The sequence below is a fragment of the Litchfieldia salsa genome (assembly GCF_900104555.1).
Classification (GTDB): Bacteria; Bacillota; Bacilli; order Bacillales; family Bacillaceae_L; genus Litchfieldia; species Litchfieldia salsa.
Window position 1 is genome coordinate 230,914 of the sequence record NZ_FNJU01000004.1, and the last position, 22,863, is coordinate 253,776.

The 22,863-nt window shown below is 37.7% G+C and carries 20 protein-coding genes and 1 riboswitch; of the genes, 6 read left to right on the plus strand and 14 right to left on the minus strand.

Annotation, left to right across the window (positions count from 1 at the left end):
• Nucleotides 1–100 precede the first annotated feature (100 nt).
• Complete coding sequence (gene thiW / locus BLQ56_RS10755; RefSeq protein ID WP_090853596.1) at nt 101–586, minus strand: energy coupling factor transporter S component ThiW; 486 nt, start codon at nt 584–586, stop codon at nt 101–103.
• A gap of 147 nt (nt 587–733) precedes the next feature.
• Nucleotides 734–835: riboswitch (TPP riboswitch) on the minus strand.
• A gap of 128 nt (nt 836–963) precedes the next feature.
• Here thiW and BLQ56_RS10760 point away from each other — a divergent pair.
• A complete protein-coding gene (locus BLQ56_RS10760; protein WP_238457244.1) occupies nt 964–1,662 on the plus strand; it encodes a DUF1287 domain-containing protein in 699 nt (232 codons plus the stop codon).
• 86 nt (nt 1,663–1,748) lie between these two features.
• Here BLQ56_RS10760 and BLQ56_RS10765 read toward each other — a convergent pair whose 3' ends face one another.
• Entirely contained in the window at nt 1,749–2,732 is a 984-nt protein-coding gene (locus BLQ56_RS10765; RefSeq protein WP_090853598.1) for a DUF3231 family protein, read from the minus strand.
• Nucleotides 2,733–2,886: 154 nt separating this feature from the next.
• On the opposite strand from BLQ56_RS10765, the gene pepT reads away from it, so the two are divergent.
• Nucleotides 2,887–4,122, plus strand: coding sequence for a peptidase T (gene pepT, locus BLQ56_RS10770; protein ID WP_090853601.1), 1,236 nt, complete (start codon nt 2,887–2,889; stop codon nt 4,120–4,122).
• A 113-nt stretch (nt 4,123–4,235) separates the two neighbouring features.
• Nucleotides 4,236–4,955, plus strand: a complete 720-nt coding sequence (locus BLQ56_RS10775) for a 3-ketoacyl-ACP reductase (RefSeq protein ID WP_090853604.1) — start codon at nt 4,236–4,238, stop codon at nt 4,953–4,955.
• 86 nt (nt 4,956–5,041) lie between these two features.
• Here BLQ56_RS10775 and BLQ56_RS10780 read toward each other — a convergent pair whose 3' ends face one another.
• The 6 genes from BLQ56_RS10780 to BLQ56_RS10805 all read right to left on the minus strand — a co-directional run bounded on the left by BLQ56_RS10780 (nt 5,042) and on the right by BLQ56_RS10805 (nt 11,399).
• Nucleotides 5,042–7,282, minus strand: coding sequence for an MMPL family transporter (locus BLQ56_RS10780; RefSeq protein WP_090853607.1), 2,241 nt, complete (start codon nt 7,280–7,282; stop codon nt 5,042–5,044).
• A 90-nt stretch (nt 7,283–7,372) separates the two neighbouring features.
• Nucleotides 7,373–8,020 (minus strand): TetR/AcrR family transcriptional regulator, encoded by a 648-nt coding sequence (locus BLQ56_RS10785; protein WP_090853609.1) that lies wholly within the window; start codon nt 8,018–8,020, stop codon nt 7,373–7,375.
• Nucleotides 8,021–8,198: 178 nt separating this feature from the next.
• Entirely contained in the window at nt 8,199–8,582 is a 384-nt protein-coding gene (locus tag BLQ56_RS10790; protein ID WP_090853612.1) for a SpoIIAA family protein, read from the minus strand.
• A 167-nt stretch (nt 8,583–8,749) separates the two neighbouring features.
• A complete protein-coding gene (uraH, locus tag BLQ56_RS10795) occupies nt 8,750–9,109 on the minus strand; it encodes a hydroxyisourate hydrolase (protein WP_090853615.1) in 360 nt (119 codons plus the stop codon).
• A 13-nt stretch (nt 9,110–9,122) separates the two neighbouring features.
• On the minus strand, nt 9,123–9,620 hold the full coding sequence (uraD, locus tag BLQ56_RS10800) for a 2-oxo-4-hydroxy-4-carboxy-5-ureidoimidazoline decarboxylase (RefSeq protein WP_090853618.1): 498 nt from the start codon (nt 9,618–9,620) through the stop codon (nt 9,123–9,125).
• A gap of 168 nt (nt 9,621–9,788) precedes the next feature.
• The gene (locus BLQ56_RS10805) at nt 9,789–11,399 is read right to left on the minus strand and encodes a PucR family transcriptional regulator (protein ID WP_090853620.1); all 1,611 of its coding nucleotides are present in this window, start codon (nt 11,397–11,399) and stop codon (nt 9,789–9,791) included.
• A 197-nt stretch (nt 11,400–11,596) separates the two neighbouring features.
• Here BLQ56_RS10805 and allC point away from each other — a divergent pair, with 197 nt between their 5' ends.
• Nucleotides 11,597–12,859 carry an allantoate deiminase gene (allC, locus tag BLQ56_RS10810; protein ID WP_090853622.1) on the plus strand — a complete coding sequence of 421 codons (1,263 nt, stop codon included), beginning with the start codon at nt 11,597–11,599 and terminating at the stop codon, nt 12,857–12,859.
• A gap of 5 nt (nt 12,860–12,864) precedes the next feature.
• Complete coding sequence (locus BLQ56_RS10815; protein ID WP_090853625.1) at nt 12,865–14,103, plus strand: pyridoxal-phosphate-dependent aminotransferase family protein; 1,239 nt, start codon at nt 12,865–12,867, stop codon at nt 14,101–14,103.
• Nucleotides 14,104–14,372: 269 nt separating this feature from the next.
• Here BLQ56_RS10815 and BLQ56_RS10820 read toward each other — a convergent pair whose 3' ends face one another.
• The 6 genes from BLQ56_RS10820 to BLQ56_RS10845 form a co-directional block, all read right to left on the minus strand.
• Entirely contained in the window at nt 14,373–15,551 is a 1,179-nt protein-coding gene (locus tag BLQ56_RS10820; RefSeq protein WP_090853628.1) for an amidase, read from the minus strand.
• Nucleotides 15,552–15,629: 78 nt separating this feature from the next.
• On the minus strand, nt 15,630–16,658 hold the full coding sequence (locus BLQ56_RS10825) for an ABC transporter substrate-binding protein (protein ID WP_090853632.1): 1,029 nt from the start codon (nt 16,656–16,658) through the stop codon (nt 15,630–15,632).
• 228 nt (nt 16,659–16,886) lie between these two features.
• Nucleotides 16,887–17,744 carry an ABC transporter permease gene (locus tag BLQ56_RS10830; protein WP_090853635.1) on the minus strand — a complete coding sequence of 286 codons (858 nt, stop codon included), beginning with the start codon at nt 17,742–17,744 and terminating at the stop codon, nt 16,887–16,889.
• Between the two features lie 4 nt (nt 17,745–17,748).
• Nucleotides 17,749–18,534 carry an ABC transporter ATP-binding protein gene (locus BLQ56_RS10835; RefSeq protein ID WP_090853638.1) on the minus strand — a complete coding sequence of 262 codons (786 nt, stop codon included), beginning with the start codon at nt 18,532–18,534 and terminating at the stop codon, nt 17,749–17,751.
• A gap of 249 nt (nt 18,535–18,783) precedes the next feature.
• A complete protein-coding gene (locus tag BLQ56_RS10840) occupies nt 18,784–20,208 on the minus strand; it encodes an 8-oxoguanine deaminase (RefSeq protein WP_090853994.1) in 1,425 nt (474 codons plus the stop codon).
• Nucleotides 20,209–20,364: 156 nt separating this feature from the next.
• The gene (locus BLQ56_RS10845) at nt 20,365–21,276 is read right to left on the minus strand and encodes an AEC family transporter (protein WP_090853640.1); all 912 of its coding nucleotides are present in this window, start codon (nt 21,274–21,276) and stop codon (nt 20,365–20,367) included.
• 276 nt (nt 21,277–21,552) lie between these two features.
• Here BLQ56_RS10845 and BLQ56_RS10850 point away from each other — a divergent pair, with 276 nt between their 5' ends.
• A complete protein-coding gene (locus BLQ56_RS10850; protein WP_090853643.1) occupies nt 21,553–22,851 on the plus strand; it encodes an MFS transporter in 1,299 nt (432 codons plus the stop codon).
• Nucleotides 22,852–22,863 lie beyond the last annotated feature (12 nt).

Sequence of the window (22,863 nt, forward strand, 5' to 3'; positions counted from 1 at the left end):
AACCGCATGGAATCAAGGTTATTAACCTCTTAATTCCATGCGGTTTTACTTTTAGGTTTTCAATTATTGGTTCTAAAATAAAGCTCTACTTATCTATCAATTATCCCTTCCATACATTGGATTTAAGAATTCGTGTAACGAGGAACAATCCAATTAATGCACCTGCAATACTACTCACGATAAAAGGGGGAATAAAGAAAAAACTAGCAACAGAGGTACCCATTAATACTTTTGCATACGGTACAGCTATTAATGGAGCAATCAATCCTGAGCCGATCACTTCACCGGCGGCTGCAGTCCACTTTTTCTTCATTTTCTTGTATAGATAACCTGCTAAAAAGGCACCAATCATTCCTCCTGGAAAGGCTAGTAGTGAACCTGTTCCTAATAAATTTCTTAATAAGCCTGTGACAAATGCAATGATTACAGCAGGAATTGGTCCAAGTAAGACACCTGCTACAACATTTACTGCGTGCTGAACAGGGTAAGCTTTCGCTATACCTGCAGGAAACCATAATAGTGATGAGCCAAATGTTCCGATTGCGGCGAATAACGCCATAAAGGTAATACGATATGTTTTTGACAAGTAAATAACCCTCTTTCTAGCTGCTACACAATGAACTTAGAATTCTGTTAATCATAGAAATGTAATGGCATCACATAAATAAAAAAACACCTCAACATATGCTGCCGAAGTGTTTTAATCTATGTACGAGAAATAGGTAATTTATCGCTTTCGATTAGGCCACTTCCCTTCACTAGCATTATCTAGACCAGGTTCAAAGGGTTAAGAAAAGTCTCTCTCAGCTTAAAAAAAGCACCCCTAGTGTATACAGATATATTTTTCCCTGTAATCATATCATACTTTTTCTTCACGTTTTACCTTTTGTTGATTGTTTTCAAATAATTCTTATTTTATTATTAAATTACTAACAAAATCTGGTAAGCACTGAGGGGGATTATGTGAAGATAAAAAAAAGACTTATTTCTTTTAAATTTCTATTTATCATGTTCATTCTTCTATTTGTCGTCTTTTTTCGAAATGGCATTCTATTAGATTCTGTAGGGATTTCACTATCAAACCCCTTTAGTAAGGAAGTCATTGTAGGTGATCACTATTCAACAGTTGATCGGAATCATAACGGTGTCCCAGATCCCATAGATATCGTAAATACAGCTAGAAAAGAGGTTGAGCAAAGAACAACCTATAAGAGCGCCTATTATGCTGGAGGTTATCCACCTGATGATGAGGGTGTTTGTACAGATGTCATTTGGCGTGGGCTTGATGGTGCAGATATTTTATTAAAGGATTTAATGGATAAAGATATTACTAACTTCACAGACCTTTACCCTAGAGTAGGTGGAAAGCCAGATCCAAACATTGATTTTAGGAGGGTCCCAAATCAATTTGTTTTTTTTCAAAGATTCACCGAATCAATTACTACTGAGCTTATACCTGGTGACCTTGATAATTTAAAGGAGTGGCAGCCAGGTGATGTTGTCTTTTTTTTAGATGGTTACCATCATGTTGGTATTGTTTCAGATAAGCGAGCAAAGGATGGCACTCCTTACTTGATTCATAATAATCCACCTTTTGCAGCTGAAATAAAATTAACATCATTTAAAACACCTATAGCAGGGCATTTTCGCTGGAATTATTAGAAGTGGAGCTATAAGTAATTCACAGATAACCACAGGCGGGGTCGCTGAGCCCCGTTTATCCCGCGGTAGTTAGTGATTCCCTTGATTTAATCCCTCACTGGTGCTTTTGGTGGTTGCTCCATCCATCCGTGGTCGATCATAAGATTGGTTCCATCTTCAGCATATTGAAGCACTTCCGCAGTTAATCTCGTAAAATGTAGACCTACATCTCTTCTCATTGAGGTTGCAAGCCCCATTCCGTAATTATTAATTCCCTGTGAGTTTAATAAGGTAATAATACTAAGCATTAGTTTTTCGGAAAAAGGAGCTTCTTCTGAATCAGTTACCCCAAAGTTCCATGAGGAAGGGACAGGTAATTGTTCCTCTTTTAGCACATCCGAAAACACCTCTATATGTTTCCCACTAATTTCTTTTCCACGGATTAAATACTTCTTAATCTCTTCCGTTTTTGTTACTTGAACAAAGCTTGTGATTAAGCTTAAGCCGATTGAATTTGTGATAATATTAAAAAACAGGTGCCCAATCTCCATTCCTAGCAATGGACGTTTATCACCAAACCACCCATTTAGAAAACTTTGCTTTTGAACCATCTCTTGCTCTTTAGGAACTGGTATGTATGGTGATCTTAGCCATAACCCCTTATCCAGTAATAAATCTCTAGTATGATTAACTAGTTTTAATCCACCTGCAGCACATTCATCATAATACTTAGAGATATCCTTTCTCGCAACCGTATTTAAAGCCTGGCTACAGAAGGTTAAATTTCCTCTCCCTATAAACCATATAAAATACAAAATAAACTCGTCCGTATACATTTTTTTAGCATTAAGATGTACATCTTTATCTGAGAAGCCGATTGGCAATGGAACTTGGTCACTTTTTAGGATCTCTTCAAGTTTCTGATGATGTTTTCTGCTTCCCTCTAAAGTCATATCCACAACTTGTTGAATCTGTTCATCTTCAACAGTTTCTTGAAAATAAGTTAATAATGCGATATTCATACTGTCCCATTGGTAACTTGACCACATATACGCCATTTCTGTTGCAGTTAGATCAATCTTTTCCTTCACAAGTGCATCCTCCCAATTTCGATATTATGTAAAAATTATTCTGACCTTTTTCTTCTAATTTACTCAAAAATTGTCGAATTTAAGCAATTTCATCTTTATTTTTTGATTCTTTAGATGAAATATGATTAATTTATCTAAAAAGGAGCTGAAATCCATGAAAGAAGAAATCATTGAACGACTCACTAAATATGTAAAAGTAGACACACAATCAAATGAGGACCATGAAACCTGTCCATCCACACAAGGACAGCTAGTGCTTGCTCATATGTTGGTCGAGGAATTAAAGGAGATTGGAATGAAAGACGTAACCATTGATGAGAACGGTTATGTAATGGCGACTCTCCCGTCTAATACCGAAAAAGAAGTTCCTACTATTGGATTTTTAGCACATCTTGATACAGCGACCGATTTCACAGGTAAAAATGTGAACCCCCAAATAGTTAAAAACTATGATGGAAAAGACATTACTCTCAATAAAGAATTAAATGTTGTCCTTTCACCCTCTGATTTTCCTGAACTAGCCAACTATGTAGGACACACACTCATTACAACAGATGGCACAACCTTACTTGGTGCTGATAATAAAGCTGGAATAACAGAGATTATGACGGCTATGAGCTATCTGATCAAACACCCAGAAATAAAGCGCGGTAGAATAAGGGTTGCTTTTACACCTGATGAAGAAATTGGTAGGGGACCACATAAGTTTGATGTCACAGCATTTGATGCAATGTACGCCTATACAGTTGATGGAGGACCATTAGGAGAGCTTCAATATGAAAGCTTTAATGCAGCTGCTGCGAAAATTACTATTAACGGAACAAACGTACATCCAGGTACTGCTAAAGACAAAATGGTCAACTCTATGAAGATTGCGATGGAACTACATGGCAAGCTGCCGGCAGAGCAAGCGCCAGAATTAACCGAGGAATACGGCGGATTCTATCACTTAAATACATTCAATGGTGATGTCGAGAAAACAACCCTCAGTTATATCATCAGAGAATTTGATAAGGAAGAATTCAACCGAAAAAAGGACTACTTGAAAACGGTCGTAGAAAAGTTAAAAGAGGAGTACGGACCTGATCGGATAACCCTTGAACTGAATGATCAGTACTATAATATGAAGGAGAAAATCGAGCCTGTTAAAGAGATTGTCGATTTAGCTTACAAAGCTATGAAAAACTTAAATATTGAACCAATCATTAGACCTGTCCGCGGTGGAACAGACGGATCCCAATTATCATATATGGGACTACCAACTCCGAATATTTTTACAGGGGGAGAAAACTTCCACGGCAAGTTCGAATACATTTCTGTCCAAAATATGGTGAAAGCAACTGATGTCATTGTTGAAATTATCAAGCAATTTGAACAAACCGGAAAGTAATAATCCAAAGCATGAACACGTATGTTTGAGAAAGATTTGAGGTATAATTTCATTCATGATGTTTTAACAGATATCATTTATTTATTTTTACATATAGAAGGGAGAAGGTACACATGGCACAATCATTACAAGGTAAAACAGCACTTATTACTGGTTCAGGTAAAGGTATTGGCCGAGCTGCAGCCATCGCATTAGCAAATGAAGGGGTAAATATCGGTCTATTAGCTCGCACAGAAAAGGACTTAGTTGAAGTAGCTAAGGAAATAGAGGCACTTGGTGTGAAGGTAGCATATGCGACTGCAGATGTTTCTTCAATGGAAGAAGTCAATTCTGCTGTTGAGTCATTAACGGCTGCTCTTGGCACTTTTGATATTTTAATTAATAACGCTGGAATCGGGAAATTTGGTAAATTCTTAGAGTTAGACCCAGCAGAATGGAAACAAATCATTGATGTGAATTTAATGGGTGTATACTATGTAACGCGCGCAGTACTCCCACAATTAATTGAGAAAAATGGAGGAGACATTATTAATATCTCTTCAACAGCAGGTCAAAAAGGTGCACCTGTTACAAGTGCATATAGCGCTTCAAAATTCGGATTGCTTGGTCTGACTGAATCATTAGCATTAGAAGTACGTAAAAATAATATCCGTGTAACTGCACTAACACCAAGCACGGTTGCTACTGAGCTTGCATATAAAGAAAACTTAACAGATGGTAATCCTGAGAAAGTTATGCAGCCAGAGGATCTAGCTGAAATTATTGTTTCGCAATTAAAACTACATCCACGAATTTTCATTAAATCTGCTGGTATGTGGTCGACAAATCCGTAAAAAATCGGACATAATGGCGCCTAGCACCAGATCTTAAAAAGCTACTGTTAGACGTAAAAGATTACGTCTAACAGTAGCTTTCACATTTATTCTTTCGTATATTCTCTTTCTCTACTATTCTCCTCCACCAACAGCATCCTTCTCTTCCAAGGCCAAAATGCCCATTTACCTAATAAAGTTGTAAGAGCAGGAACTAAAAATGGACGTACAACAAATGTATCAAGCAACACACCGATTGCCGTTATCGTACCAAAATGGACGAGAATTTGAATAGGTAAGGTTGTCAACACAGCAAAAGTTCCAGCTAGTATGAGGCCCGCTGATGTGATAACTCCACCAGTTTCAGCAACACCTTCTTTAATCGCTTGCAATAGTGGTACTTCTTTGCTTCGTTTCCATATGCTTGAAATCATGAAGATATTATAATCCTCACCAAGTGCCACTATAAAGACGAAGGCATACAACGGAATAAACCCTTGAATGGCTTCAACTCCAAAGAAATGGTGAAGAATGATCCAACCTAAACCTAACGCGCTTAAGTATGATAATAATACAGTAGCTACCAAATAAACCGTGGCAACAATAGAGCGTAGATAGACTAGTAATAATAAGGATATGAGTATAATTATAATTGGTATGACTGCTTTTTCATCGGATTTAGTGATCATACTCGTATCATATTGTTCTGCTGTTTGCCCTGCAATCCAAACCTTATCGTCAGCCTGTGCTACACCTTGGGAAGATAAAAACGTCGTGATCTTCTCCCTTAATACTGGAATATATTCGATCGCTTCGTTTGAGTAAGGGTTGATGGTTAATTCTAGTTCGTATTTTACTAGGTTTGTATTATTTGCCCCAACCATTCCAGCAGATACTTCTTCAACAAGTTCTAGTTTTCGTAGTTGTTCTTCTAATGCCACTGAATCATCCGACTCCACAATAAGAGAAACTGGTGCTAATTCACCTGAATTAAAGTGCTCTGCTAAAATCGCAAACCCTTCTCTTGATGGCATATCCTCTGGGAATGATGATAAAGTATCATATGTTAACTCTATCTTTGTTGAAAAACCAGCAAGAACACCTAACAGGATTATAGTCGTGATCGTGACTTTCCAAGGTGATTTCGTCACTAAAGTACCAATTCTAGATCCGATCTTGGTTTTGTCCTTATTAGGTTGAAATTCTTTCCCTCTCCTTTGTGCTCTTTCTTGTAGCATCACGTTTGTTCTTGGAACAAACGGAAAGAATGATGCTCTACCAAGGATTGCAAGTAATGCCGGAACTAATGTAAGACTCGCAATCATCATAATGAAAATGGCTAAGCTAAAAGGAATCGCGAATCGGTGAATGGCTCCATAATCAGCCACTAGTAAGACAATCAAAGCCGCAACGACCGTTAATCCACTCATGCTAATCGCTCCCCAAGAATAAGCAAACGCATGATTCAATGCTATAAATTTATCAACCTCTAGCTTCAAATTCTTTCTGAACTTAGAAATTAAAAATAAACAATAGTCGGTTCCAGCACCAAAAAGGAGTACAGTCATGATTGCAATCGCTTGTGAATCAAACTCAATCCATCCTAGCTTTGACATCATTCCTAGAACTGGACTTATCACTGAATAAGCAATACCCACACTGATCAATGGAATTAGCGCTAAAATAGGAGATCGGTATATCACTAGTAAGAATACTAAAACGATAATGACTGTTCCTATTAGTAACGACAAATCACCTTGACTGAATAATTCGGTAGCATCAACAGAGATTCCCGCTGGTCCTGTTGCCCTTACAAGAAGGGTACCATCATCTACTTGAGCATCGAATGGATTTTCTGGAAAAACGGAACCACTCATAACCTTTATAGACTCAAGTTTCTCACTAATCTCTTGAGTTTCTAATCCTTCATCAAAAATAACAGGTAGAACAAATGTTGTACCATCTTCTGAAATTTGTTCTTTTAAAACTGGCAAAGGAATCTCATGAAATGGTGGTACGGTCGCTCCTTCGATAGGAGTGTCACTTAGCTCCATAGAAAGTTGCTGAATGAATTGTAAATCTTCATCACTTAATTTTTCTGATCTAAACCAGGTTAATAAGGCTGGTATTCCATTGTTATTAGGAAATTCACGTTCAAGAATTTCGTTCGCTTCCGCCGAGTCTGTTTCGATAAGAAATATCTCAGCTCTTTCATTCTTTTGTGAGTCTGCCGTTGGAAATAGGACAGTTAACAAAGCGACAAGCACAATCCAAAATCCAACAGTAATCCATCTTCCTTTCTTCCCACTAACTCCACTACCAATTAATTGGAACAGTTTTCTCTTCATTCATACTCCCTCTTTCAAATTATTACTTATCAGTTGATAAGTTGATGTTAAAAATAAAAGGGGCTTATACCCCTTAAACAACCCTTAACATTATCTCTCCTTCTCAACACCCTTACTAATCCCATCTAAAAATATCTTCACCACTAACGCAGCCTTTCGCTGTGCCTCTTTTTTCTTTTCAGTTGGATTCAGGTGCTGCTTAACAGAAAGTTGGAAGGAGGATTTGATCATATCCAAGATAAAATATGCCATTTCTGTTTCATTAGTACTCAGTGACTCTAATTCTTTTAAAGTACCGTTTTCTTTCTCTTCACTCAACATCAAAATGACAGGATCTAAATAACTCTTCATCCACCATTGCCGAATTAATATTTGATTGTTAGCGTCCATCTCATGCCGAACATCGTGAAACATTTGAGTTAGATCTTCATGATGATTCATGAGCATATAATATGTAACCTGCTCTAATCTTTCTTCCAAACAGTTATAACGCTTATAAATTCTTAAAAGAGCTGTTTCAGTCCTCTCCATCATCGATTTAACCACTTCAATATAGATCGTTTGTTTATTTTGAAAGTGATGGTATAAAGCAGGTTGTGTTAATCCACACGAATCCGCAATTTGCCTTGTAGAGACTGATCGGTATCCATAGGTCATAAAAAGACGTTGTGCTGCACTAATAATTGTATGCTTTGTTTCTTGAATCGCTTTATCATCAGAATTTCCTCTTGCTACCATTGAATAATTCCTTTCGCTTATAACTTCATTTTATTTTATCAACTGATAAGGAAAAACTCAAGAGGTGCTAGTTGTCCTAATTTTAAAACAATTCACAATAGTGCCAATTGTTATTATAAAACCAGACCAAAAGAGGAAGAAAGCTCCCAATAAATGCCACAATTGGTTGATTTTTTTTTCAAACGACTTGCAAACTAGTATCTTTTAAGAAAGTTAATGCTTCTTCTGGTGTATCAAAATGAAATTCACCTTGATGTCTTGATTCTTTCGCCGTTCTCTTTAATTGCAATTTGGCTACAGAGCTATTTACAACAACAGCAGCACGCCTCATTCCTTTTTGAAGCAACCATGCTTGGTGCTTTACAATTTCCTTCTGGGTCTCGGGGAATAGCACTGTAATTTCACTCATATTGACTAGTAAATCAAATTCATTAATATTTAGCTTTGTAAACAATTGGTTTAGTTCTTCGTTTACACCTAGTACATCCTGGGGCGTAACCTTTCCTAACCAAGATAATCCAATAATACTCTTACTCTGATCAATCACCTTTATTTCATACATTGTTTTCGACTCCTTTTTAAGTTGTATAACATTTGTATAGTGATTGTACAACATAATTGTGTATTAGAAAAGAAAAAAGATTTAAAAATAAATAGGATCACCCAAACCCCATGTATCTTCTGGGTCTGCATGATCCTTAATAAAATTCATTACCATTATTGATGCATTTAACTACCTCTATAAACCTGATATCCCCAAGGTGAAACTAGAAGAGGCACATGGTAATGTGCTTCTACATCACTTATACAAAACCTGACAGGCACTCTTTCTAAAAAGTGAGGTTCTGTCAGTTCCATTTCTTTTGCACGAAAGTATTCACCAACATAGAACACCAACTCATATTCTCCGACCTTCATTTCATCCTCTACTAGTAGGGGAGTATCTAAACGACCATCATCATTTGTAACAACAGATTTTCTATACTCGAGTATCCCAGACGCTTCCGTCACAACATATAAATCTACTTTGACATTTGCCGCGGGTTTTCCGTGTGTTAAATCTAAAATATGAGTTGTAAGTCCTGACATTTCATCCATCCTCTTATTCTATAATTTTATCTCTTAATCGGAACCCTGCAATTTTATCAATCTCTTTAAGTGCTGTTGTAAATTCCTCAGCTTCTATATGTTCAATTCTCTGTAATAAAGATTCATATACATCTTGTTTATTTTTCCCTTTCACTGCAAAAATGAAGGGAAAACCGAATTTCTGCATATACGCTTTATTAAGTGATTGAAATTGAGAAAACTCTTCTTCTGTTAAGTTTTGTAACCCCGCACCATGTTGTTCTTTCGTTGAATCATTGCTCATTTCTATTTTGTCCCCTAAGTTAGGATGCTCCCGAATCAGCATGAGTTTATCTTCAGTAGGTGCATTACTAACAACTTCCATCATCGCTTGATGTAGAACGTCTATTGTTTCAAAAGGGCGGTATTGCGCGGCTTGCTTCGCTACCCATGGTGAATGCTCATATATTTCACCAAGCGTTTCTGTAAATTCATCTTCTGTTAGTCCATTTAATACTGTAAGATTCATCATCTTCCTTCTCTCCTAATTAACTTGTATGTTAGCATTTCTAACTCTACATGTTACATGTATACTATCACCATACATCTATTTAAGAGAATTGTCATTATACAAGATACACAATTTTCCTTTTTAACTTATAACAAACTGCATAACTTCACACAAAAACAAAAAAGACTATCACTCTAGAATGTTTTTTATTTGATATGCTAAGCGTATTTGAAGGGTCGTCTCTGAATCATTCAGACTTTTACCCAGTAGCTCCTCGCATTTTTCCAATCGATATACCACTGTATTACGATGTACAAACAATCTTTTTGATGTTTCTGATATTTGACAATGTGTTTCTAAATAAACATATAGTGTCTGAAGAAGGGTAGGGTCGTCTATATATTCTCGGGCCGATAAACCACCAAGCGCATTATTGTAAAAATCCTTCAAATCTTGTCTTGGAATACTTCTCAATAACTCCATAATATCTTTTGTACGGTAGGTTTGAATAAAAGTCGATTTCCCTGAGTGCTTCCCAATATCTAAAGCATCTCCTGCCTCTTTATAGGCATTTTTGACATTAAAGAAATTCAACGAAACATTACTGATTCCAAAAGAAATCGTTCGCGAAAACTGGGAGTTTATTTTCTTTTGAATCGTTTCTAATATAGGTAGAACCACTGTTTTGACCTGAGTTACATCAACCAATTCAAAAAGCAGGGTACAGGTTTTGCCTTTTGTAAATAAATGTGATGGAAACGAAAATGACTTAAATTCATCCTCAATAAATTCATAAATTGTATCGATCTTTAGTTGGATTTGAGTATAACTTCCAATTACCTCTCCGCCATCCAATTCACCTGTGACACAGAGATATTTTTGCTCATTTCGTAAATTGAATTCCTTTGCCCGGTTAACAATCTCATCTTGTGAAGAATATTCTCCATCGACAAAATGATAGAAGAAGTCATTTTTCACCCGTTTATAATGTTGATTTAGTACATTTTCTTTTGTTAATTCAAAGGAAAGTACATTCGTCGCTTGTTCAATCGTTAAGATCGTTGAATGATCATTAGGTATTATTTCACCTACAACAAGAAGGAAGCCTGCCTTCTTTTCATGTGTATATACAGAGAAAACTGAGTAGGTTTCTTTGTTTCGCAAAAGTGAAAACATAAAAAATGGAGTATTAGGAAAGAAAAAGTAATCATCACTAGAATTGAAATCATTAATCGGTTTAATATATTTCTCATCTGATTTAGTGTAATAGATGGGCTTAGCGTATTGGTCTAGCAGGATTACAGGAGAACCAATCATAGCAGATAAGCTCTTAAGTAGTTGAGGAATACCTTTTCCACTTAGAATATGGTTGGTAAATTTCTTATGTGTATCAATTGCATATTGCAACTCATTCGTTCTTTTATCCAAAATATGACTTAACGTATGATTTACAATATCACCAAGAGAGGCTTCATTTGGTAATTCAAATACCGGAAAACAGCGTTTATTTGCAAGATCAATTGCTTCTTGGGGAATTTCATTTAGAAAACGCTTCGTTTTTATTCCTAATGCAGCACATTCTTTATTGGCCATTTCATCAATCAACTCTAACAAGAGTGATGGCTGGTCTTTTAAATGATAAGCAGTTGTAACTAGCAATTCAGAAGGCTTTAAAAATGAAATGATATCTGGTGCATCCATCATATTAACATGTAAAACCTCTCGATTAATCCCTGAGTGCCCCCCGATTATTTGGGATCCCCTTAGGGCGGGAACCTTCAATACTTCCTCTACCTTCATAACAACCCAACCTCCTAATGTTTGATTATAATAATATCATAATTTTTAGACTTTTTAGTTAGATAGCACAAAAAAAGAACGAATTTATTACATTTTTGCTAATGAAGTGGGAAGGGTCAGTTGGTAAACTAAAAAGACTACTAAGAACATGAATCGCTTTCCAAAAATAAATAGCTTATCAGAACGGAGGATTGGCAATGGCATTGGATTCTAAATACATTTTTAATCATCAACAACCCGAGGCTGAAGCAATGGTTAAATGGCTTTCTTCTTACGGACAATCTAAACACGGCGGTGTTAGTCGGTTACTCTATTCTTCATCTTGGATCAATGCTCAGCATGCATTAAAGGCCAAAATGGAGGAAATAGGTTTGACTACTTATTTCGACAGCGTCGGAAATTTATTCGGAAGACTAGAAGGAAGTAATCCTCAATCACCCATCATTTTAACAGGATCTCATATTGATTCAGTGATTGACGGGGGAATGTATGACGGAGTCTACGGAATCATTGCGAGCTTACTTTCAGTTAAAAGATTGATAGACCAACACGGGCAGCCGAATAAAACCATTGAAGTTGTTTCATTATGCGAAGAAGAAGGTAGTCGATTTCCATTAACATTCTGGGGTTCAGGTAATATGACAGGCCGATACTCCTTAAAAGATGGAACTAGAATCACAGATGGTGACGGAATTAAGCTTTTAGATGCCATGAAAACAGCAGGCTTTGACCCTGAGCAGTATGAAACACCTGTTAGAGATGATATCGGTTGTTTTATAGAATTACACGTAGAACAAGGGATCACACTGGAAAGAACCAATAAATCATTAGGAATTGTCAGCCACATCGTTGGGCAACGCCGTTTTAACATCCGTATTACCGGTGAAAGCAATCATGCTGGAACAACACCAATGAATTTCAGAAAGGACGCCATGCTTGCCGCCTCTCATTTAATAACCTTTATTAATAAAAAAGCACAAGAAACGGACCCCCAGCTTGTTGCCACCACAGGCAAACTAACTGCCAAACCGAATGTTCCTAATGTTATTGCAGGTGAGGTATTATTCACTTTAGATGTTAGACATTACGACGAGCAAACACTTGATCAATTCTGTCAGGAACTTTCACTTTTCTTTATCGACTATTCAAAGGAACATGAAATGGAAATTGAAATCGACCAGTGGATGAGCGTCAAACCGGTCATGATGGATTCCACATTAACCAACCACCTTACAAAAATCGCGCAAGAAAAAGGGTTTTCTTATTCACCAATTGTGAGCGGGGCAGGGCATGATGCACAGGTGTTTGGTACACATTGTCCAACAGCCTTATTATTTGTACCAAGCGAAAATGGAGTTAGTCATTCTCCAAAAGAAAGCACTAAAAAGGAAGATCTGGAAAAAGGAAGATCTGTTCTTACAGAATTACTCTATCAATTAGCTTATCATGAGGAGGGTTAACGACTATGACATATAGAGATTTAAATACACCACTACGAACAATTATGACTCCTGGTCCAGTAGAGGTGGACCCAAGAGTTTTAAGAGCGATGAGCACACCTATAGTAGGGCAGTTCGATCCAGCCTTTACAACAATCATGAATGAAGTAATGGAGATGTTGAGGCACTTATTTCAAACGAAGAATAAATGGGCATTCCCGGTTGACGGAACATCAAGGTCAGGAATTGAAGCTATGCTATGTAGTGTAATTGAACCAGGAGATAAAGTATTGGTTCCAATATTCGGCCGTTTCGGATATTTACTCACCGAAATTTGCGAAAGGTATGGAGCAGAAGTACACACCCTTGAATGCGAGTGGGGTACTGTATTTGATCAAAAGGTTATTATTGATGAAGTCAGAAGAATTTCACCAAAAATAACAGCCATCGTTCACGGTGAAACCTCAACAGGGTGCATGCAGCCTTTGGACCAAATTGGGGCTGCGTGTCGAGAGTTAGATTGTTTACTAATTGTTGATGCAGTAGCTACCACCGGAGGAACTCCTGTGAAAGTCGACGAATGGTTTATCGATGGGTTGATTGCCGGAACCCAAAAGTGTTTATCTGTTCCTTCAGGAATGGCTCCTATTACTTTTAATGATCGCGTTGAGAAAGTAATTAACGCCAGGAAAAAGGTTGAACGAGGAATTTCCACCGATGAAGATCGAATCCGCGAGCAACAGCTTAATCACTCATTTATCAAAAGTAATTATTTTGATTTAAGTATGTTACAAGATTACTGGGGTCCTAGAAGACTAAATCACCATACAGAAGCAACATCAATGCTGTATGCTCTTCGCGAAGGTTTGAGGATTTTACTAGAAGAGGGGTTAGATGCACGTTTCAACCGTCACCTACATCACGAGAGGGCATTGATAGCAGGTATTGAAGCAATGGGACTCGCACTCTATGGAAATCGCGAATGTAAGCTTCCTATGGTCACATGTGTAACGGTACCAGCAGGAGTGGAGCCAGAGTCAGTAAGAAGCATGCTATTACATGAATTCGGGATTGAAATCGCAAGCTCATTCGGACCTCTTCACGGAAAAATATGGAGGATCGGATCAATGGGTTATAGCTGTCGAAAAGAAAACATTCTGTTTGTCCTAGGCGCTTTAGAAGCAGTCCTTATCCGCCATGGAGCTAAAGTAGAAACAGGAAAAGCATTACAAGCTGCATTGGATGTCTATCAAGAAAAAATATAAGGCTTTGCTTTAAACATAAAACATTGAATCGCTAGTAACAAGCAGGCTGAATACACGTAGACTCCTGCGGGATCAGTGGCCAAAGTGAGACCCCACAGGAGCATTCGCGACGAGGAGGCTCACTGGTCACCCGCCGGACGCGGAGTGTATTCAGCCTGCGACTTTAAAAGCAACAATCTATACGAAAACCACCAAAGATAATGACAAACAAAAAGACGAACCAAAGTGAAATAACTCTTTAGGTTCATCTATTTTCATAGCTCGATATGTTATTTCTCTAGTAAATTAGCAGCAAAGTTAAGCAACCTTAAATCTTGATGATGATTACCTATAATAGACAAACCCACCGGCAAACCTTCATGTTCTCCAAGAGGCAATGTCACTTGAGGCAAGCCCGCTAATCCAGCAATACACGTTAACCTCATGGCCCGAGATCGATATTCCTCAAGTTCTTCTCCGCGTAAATTTTTCACAGGCGCACACCCAGGAGCAGCAGGTATGACAAAAATACCATCGACCCCTAAAAATCTAGTTAGATGATTCGTTATTTTTTCCCTTTGTAACAAGAGGTCTTTATAGCTTTCTCTTCTCAACGTACTTGCCCATTCAAACCGCTCCTTAATTCCTGGACCAAACTGTGGGTTTTCTGCCTCAATCCAATCTTTATGCTCTTCCCATATCTCCATCGCCTGAATGATTCGGAAAGTATTTGCCCACTCACCCAACCCTTCATCAGAAACAGTAATTTCTTCATACATCTCACAAGCTTCTTTTATTGAAGGGAGAAATGCACTTAATGAACTCTCTGTACTTTTATGAAGCAGTTGATCCCAAGCATCTTTTAAAAACAAACACCTTTTAAAAGGTTCTTCTCTTTGATCTTGTTGTTCCTTTAATAAAACCTCTCCAACACCCTTCAGTGTGCTTATATCTCTTGCCATCCAGCCAACTGTATCAAAGCTATCTGCCAAAGGAATGACACCTGTAATATCCACTGCACCATGTGTAGGTCTAATACCAAAGATTCCGCAATAAGAAGAGGGAATCCGAACAGAGCCTCCCGTATCTGTTCCTAATGCAAAATCAACCATTCCACCAGCAACCGCTACAGCAGAACCACTTGAGGAGCCTCCAGGGATATGGCCTGGAGCCTTCGGATTAGTTGGGGTTCCATAATGAATATTTTCACCATTTAGGCTATACATTAACTCATCTGTGTGAGTTGTACCAATTAGCTTTGCACCATTTTCAAGGAGAGAGTCAATGACCGGGGCATTCTCTTCTGACGGGCCATGGGTTCTAAGGTAGTCAGGATTTCCCGCCGCATTCCTATAACCTTTTATCGCAAATACATCTTTCACTGAGAAAGTTAAACCATCCAATGGACCAGGGTTGGTTGGCTCTATTGTTAGTCGATTATCCATGTAAGCTTGATAGACATCCTTCATTTTCTCTTTCCCTCCATTCAAATCTATTTAATTAGCAAAGAAGGTGACTCCATAAACAAGAGTCACCTTTTAATTTTATTAGTGGGATAGAAATTCGGTTGTAAAGATACTTGATGCATCAAATTTTTCTTCAAGTAATCCTAACTCTGCTAGTTGATCAATCAAAGTACTCCATCTTTCCTCTGTCATATAGCCAACACCATGTTCTGCAGCATCTCCACCATAAACGAATTCAGCTTGAGATGTTTGCTCAAATTGTAATGCCTCAAACGCAATATCTGTATTAGCTTCATTAATTACTTTTGTGATTTCATCTGGAGAATCTTTGTAATAATCCCATCCATCAACAAACGCAGTAACGAACTTTTGGACAGTCTCTTTATTTTCCTCTAGATAGTCTTTTGTTACATATAATACAATATTATATGGATCATAACCAGATTCAGAAATTAACATCGTTTCTGTTTCAACATTCTCCAGTTCCATAAAATACGGTTCTGACGTCACAAACGCTTGAGTTACAGATGTTTCATCATCCATAAAGTTCACATGCTGACCAGTGTAAGCCACTTCCTTCGCTCCACTCAAATCGTATTGACCCTTCAAGAAATCCCAATAGGTAATCCCCGGTTGAATAAATACAGTTCTTCCATTTAAATCTTCGAACCCACCGATTTCTTGACCCTTATGGTACATCCACGCTTGTGGACTACCTTGCATTGCAGCAGCTACAGCAACAAGTTCAATTCCTTGATTTCTTGCTATGACCATCTGATCTGCATGCGCTAAGCCAAACTGCGCACTACCTGAAGCTACCATTTGGATGGATGATACTTGTGGACCACCTGGTTCAATGGTTACATCTAAGCCATTTTCTTCGAAATATCCCTTTTCATTTGCAGCAAAAACTCCACCATGCTGTGCTTTAGGAAACCAGTTTAATACAAGCTTTACTGCCTCAGTTGCAGCTTCTTCACCAGATTGCTCACCCTCACTAGAATCCTCAGAAGAACCTCCAGCCTCTTTTTCAGAGCAAGCTGCTAGCAAAAGCATAAGCATTAATCCCATTAAAAATAACCCTGACTTCTTCAAGATCTTTAATTCCATTTCATTTTCCCCCTTGTATCTCTTTTATATTTGGTTCTATTGTTTCTGCCTTTAAAGCCGCTGGCTGAATACACTCCGCGTCCGGCGGGTGATCAGTGAGCCTCCTCGTCGCAATGCTCCTGCGGGGTCTCACTTTGGCCACTGGTCCCGCAGGAGTCTACGTGTATTCAGCCTGCTAGTAAGTAACAGCGTTTTAATGTTCAAACACCAAGTTTTGAGTAAACAGCCTTATTTTTCAACCTTCATTGCTGATTCGTGCCAAGATTTAAGAATTAAGTGTGAGATAAAGCTGACTAAGAGATAAAAGGTAACCCCTAATATAGCAGCAGCGATTCCACAAGCGAATAAATAAGCTGTTTTTACCTGGATTGCTGCAACGGTTATAGAATAACCTAAACCACCTTTTCCGCCACCAATTCCAGCGACATATTCACCAACAATTGCTCCAACGATTGTTAATGTACACGACACTTTTAAACCAGCCATGATAAACGGCATTGCAGCAGGGAGTCTAAGCTTCCACATCTTTTGCCAATTTGACGAATTATACAATGTAAATAGTTCATCCATATTTTTATCAACCGAATTTAATCCCATTAATGTGTTTGAGATGACCGGAAAGAATCCGACTAAAAACGAGATCACTACGATTGAATTGTAACCTGCACCAAACCAGATGACGATAATGGGTGCTACTGCGACAACAGGAATGGTTTGCAGAATAATCGCGTACGGGTATATACTTCGTTCTAGAATCTTTGAACTCGCTAAGAGAATCGACACCAAAATTCCAATAACAGCGCTAAACAGAAATCCTATGACTGATTCTACAACTGTAATTTGGACTGCAGGCCATAATAAATCCCAATCCTTAATTGCCGCCTCCAGAACATCTGATGGCTTCGGCAAAATATAATGCTTAATATCAAGTAGAAGCGGAATGACTTGCCATAATGATATGAACACAATAAACGCAATAATTGGACCAATGTAATATTGCTTAAACTTGGACCATACAGGATTTTCCTTAGACTTAGATTTCGTTAACACTTCTTCTTTTGCTACCTCTATCGAATGTATAGACATGAACCTAGCTCCTTTCATCTGTGCTATTCTCTAAGCACTGAGATGCTAATTCCACCATTTCATTAAACGAATCTTCTGTTCTCATATTCAAATTTCTTATCGAAGGAAGTTTTACATCAATCATCGAGGATAACCGACCAGGACGCGCTGACATTACAGCAATTCTTGTTGACAAGAACACAGCTTCATACACATTGTGTGTAACAAACAAAATTGTCATTTTTTCTTTACGCCAAATCTCTAATAATTCCATTTGTAGGGTTTGCCGCGTAATTTCATCTAAAGCCGCAAAAGGCTCATCCATTAATAACATTTTAGGTTTAGCTGCTAAAGCACGCGCAATCGATACACGCATTTTCATCCCACCAGATAGCTGTCGTGGATATGATTTCAAATGATCCTTAAGCCCAACCATCTCAAGAACTCTTAGCGCCGTTTCTTTATGAACCTTCTTATTACCACCTCTTAATTCAAGAGGGAGTAACACATTGTCAAGAACCGATCTCCAAGGGAGGAGATTTGCATCCTGGAAAACGAAAGCAATGTCATTTGAATTACGAATGACATCTAATGGCTTTTGATCAAACACTTTCACTTCACCGTTCGTCGCTTCACCCAGACCCGCAACCATCCTCAAGGCCGTTGACTTTCCACAACCAGAAGGACCTAAAAAGCTAATAAATTCACCTTCTTTAATCGATAAATGAAAATTACTAAGTGCGACCGTGCCAGTGTTATAAACCTTACTCACCTGTTGAAATGCCACTACTTCACTCTCTGCTACCACCAATTACATCTCCCCCTTAAAGATTTAAATATCTGAAGATACTGTATTTTAATAAATTTCAGTTAATTCATCTCACATCTACTAATGTTATAAAATGTTACACAAGTTGTTATAACTCATACTAATTTATTAGTTTATTTTTGTCATTGGTTATTTTAGACGAAAACATCTGTAACATTTAGATAGATTACCAATTTTTCAGAAGAGTTTTTAAGTTAAAAAAATGAAAGCGTTAGCTTTCATTAAACCCTTTTATCTAAATACTTTCTTAGTGATTCTAGATTTTTTATAATTCTTCTTCATGTACTTGCTTGCAGTTTCCAACATTCTAGAAGCAGCCTTTTGAGCAGCAATTGCTAGATGTTCTTCATTCACATTGACCAACCTACCGTCCTTTACGACTGTCTTTCCACCCACAATTGTTCTATCCACTTGAGGTGTGCCTGTCAAAATAGGAAGTGACGCATCATCAAACAACGCACCTGCAAATTCTAAACGATTCGCATTAACCATAAATAAATCTGCTGCTTTACCTACTTCTAGAGAGCCAATTGAATCCTCCCATCCGAGTACCTTGGAAGACCCCTTTGTCGCTATGTACAAGCAATCCTCTGCACTAAGTGCCTTAGTACCATGCTGAAGATTATGGAGAAGATTCATAACCTTTAATTCCATTAACATATTTGAAGAGTCGTTTGATGCAGATCCATCTACACCTAAACCAACTTTCACTCCAGCTCCCAACATGTCCATGATAGGCATCGTTCCAGATTTCATTTTCATATTGCTACTTGGACAATGAGCCACACCACATCCACATGTACCTAGCTTGATTATTTCTTGTTCATTAAACCAAATTCCATGAGCAAACCATACATCATTTCCAACCCAGCCTGTTTGTTCCATTAGCTCAAGTGGCCTCATCCCCAATTTCTCTAAGCAAAATTGATCTTCATCCTGTGACTCTGCTAGATGAGTGTGCATTCTTACACCATAACTTCTTGCTAAATTAGCAGATTCTCTCAATAAATCTCGACTAACTGAAAATGGTGAACAAGGTGCTACTCCCACACGAACCATAGAGAAGGGGCTTGGATCATGATAGGTTTCAATCACCCTCATTGTATCCTTAAGAATGACATTTTCTGATTGAACTACCTCATCTGGTGGAAGTCCACCTTTTGATCTTCCTAGACTCATAGAGCCTCTGGTTGGAAAGAATCGAATTCCCAATTCCTGTGCTGCCCGAATCTCTTCATCAATTAGCTCTCCACTGATTCCATCAGGAAAAACATAGAAATGGTCAGATGCTGTTGTACACCCACTCTTCAATAATTCACCAAGTCCTACAGCTGCACTTAGATAGACATCCTCAGGCTTAATATGACGCCAAATATCATAGAGGGTAATTAACCAATCAAACAACTCGCAATTTTGTGCTAAAGGAATGTTTCTCGTAAAGGTTTGATATAAATGATGATGCGTATTAATTAACCCAGGGTAGATGATCTGATTTCTCGCATCGATGACCTCATCTGCCGTTTCATACGGAAGGTTTACACCAATTGCTTTAATTTCCTGCCCTTCAATATAAATACTTCCTCCAGGGTATTGAGTTCTTTCACTATCCATCGTAATGATATTTCGTGCATTTTTTATTAAAAGTGTTTTCATCATCTTCACCTTTCCCACAATACGAATTTTGTCTCCTATCGTAATGGCTTTCAAGAAGGGTTGTCATTAAACATTTCTACAAATCTTAGAGTCTCTTATTAGTGATATCAACCAAAAAACCTGATGATTGTAGAACAAATCACCAGGTTTTTATTCGTGTTATAGAAGGAGATTTCCAATCCCCCATAATAAAAAGAAGCTTAATATAATCGTCAGATTAGAAACAGTCCCGACAAATTTCCTGTCATAATCAAATTCAACTGAATAAGGCAGGATTGAAACAGACGTCGGTAGAATTAGACCGATGAGGACCGTATATTTAAACATATCTTCAAACGGCAGTATGATATACAAAATAATTCCTAGAGCGAGCCCAACACCATATCTAAAAGCTATGAATTTTATAGCAAGAATTTTGTAGCTTTTCTCAAAAGAGAAGTTTAGGTAGATCCCCAACAACAATAAGGCCAATGGCATATTTGCTAGTGAGACAATCTCTGAAACTTCAATGAAAAAAGAAGGAAGTTGGTAACCAGTCAGATTTAATAGAAATATTAGAAGATAGGTCATCAAGGGAATCGATTTTACCATTTTTCCTGTTATTTCTTTAAATCCTAACTTTACGTTGTCTTGAGCATAGAAACTTCCAATAAGATAACTGACTCCGAATACGATCAAGGCGTTCCCTACATCAAACATCCCAAAATACTTTAGTCCGTCCTTCCCCCATATTCCTTCAACAAGAGGGTAGGCAAATAATCCAATATTAAATCCCGGGATCATCATACCCATCATCCCTTTAGTTTTCCTAGACTCCTTTTTAAATACCCAAAGCCCAAGAAATGCAATGAAGAGACCATAAAAAAAGGCGATCACTATTAGTAAAATGAGAGAATAATCGATGTTTATATCATTAAAAGTAACAATGATGAGTGCAGGTAAGGTTATATTAAAGATAATTCTTGATAAGCCTTCGCCATCTTGTTCCTTAAGGACCTTAAATCTCTTAAGGGCATATCCTAGACCAATGATTACTATTGCATATAAGAATTGCTGATTAAAATTATCCAAGAGACATTCTCCTTAATTTCTCCCAAAGGTTATTTCTATCCTTCCGCCACATACCTAGTGACACTTTTACTATTTTAAAAGTTTAACATATTTATCTGTGGTTTGTTGATTGGGTAAATGAAACTTCTCTAACGATGTTAAAGACCCTTTGGCTAGGACCTTGGTTTTATGACATATCTGATTTGTAAAGAATATCTAATTTTTTGATGAATTTACCATTTTATGACGAGCCATTTAGTACAATATAGATAGGCTTGTTGAGGGAGGGAAATGACGATGAGGCGTTTTACAAAGCAAGAAAATAGTTGGATGTTTTATGACTGGGCAAACTCCGCATATTCAATCATTATTTCAACAGCAGTCTTTCCATTATATTATAAGGCTGCCGCTACAAATGCAGGTGTTAGCGCTTCAAATTCTACTGCATATTTAGGGTACACCATAGCCATCGCTACATTCATTTTAGCTATGCTCGGTCCCATTCTTGGCACAATTGCAGATTACCAAGGTCTTAAAAAAAAGTTCTTTACATTCTTCTTTAGTTTAGGTGTTTTATTTACAGCCTTACTTGCTTTTATTCCAGGTGATCAATGGCTTCTTTTATTAATTATTTATACAGTTGCAGCAGTTGGTTCAGCCGGAGCAAATGTCTTTTATGATGCCTTTATCGTTGATGTCACAACAGAAGAGCGAATGAACAAAGTTTCAGCACGAGGGTTTGGATTAGGCTATATCGGTAGCACCATTCCATTTATCATAAGTATCGCGATCATCATTTTAGCACAAAACGAGATTCTTCCAATTGCTACAGTAACAGCTAGTAAAATAGCATTCATCATTACTGCAATCTGGTGGGGGCTCTTTTCTATCCCACTGTTACGAAATGTGCAGCAAAAACATTTTATTAAACGGGAACCTAAGCCTATTATTAATAGCTTTAAACGACTTGGAAAAACCTTTAAGGAAATAAAAAAATATCGAGCACTATTTCTATTTCTTCTAGCCTATTTTTTCTATATAGATGGTGTTGGTACTATCATTACCATGTCTACTGCCTACGGTTCAGATCTTGGTATCACTCCTACTAACCTATTAATTATCTTATTCGTCACACAAGTCGTTGCAGCACCCTTTACCCTGTTATATGGACGATTAGCTGAGAGATTCACAGGCAAAAAGATGCTTTATATAGGAATATTCGTCTATATTATTGTTTGTATTTACGCTTATTTTTTAGAAACAACCCTAGACTTTTGGATCTTGGCGATGCTCGTTGCTAGTTCCCAAGGCGGAATTCAAGCATTAAGTCGTTCATACTTTGCCAAGCTCGTTCCAAAGGAGCATTCAAATGAGTTCTTTGGCTTTTATAACATTTTTGGAAAATTCGCATCGATTATGGGACCATTATTAGTAGCAGTTACAGCTCAATTAACAGGCAATTCAAGTAGTGGGGTATTTAGTCTCGTTCTCTTATTCATTATCGGGATCATCATCCTTGCCTTTGTTCCAGAACCAAAAGACGAGCAGTCCAAAAGTCAAAATAATCATAGCGAATGGAAAGGGGTAAAAATGTAGGTTCATATTGTT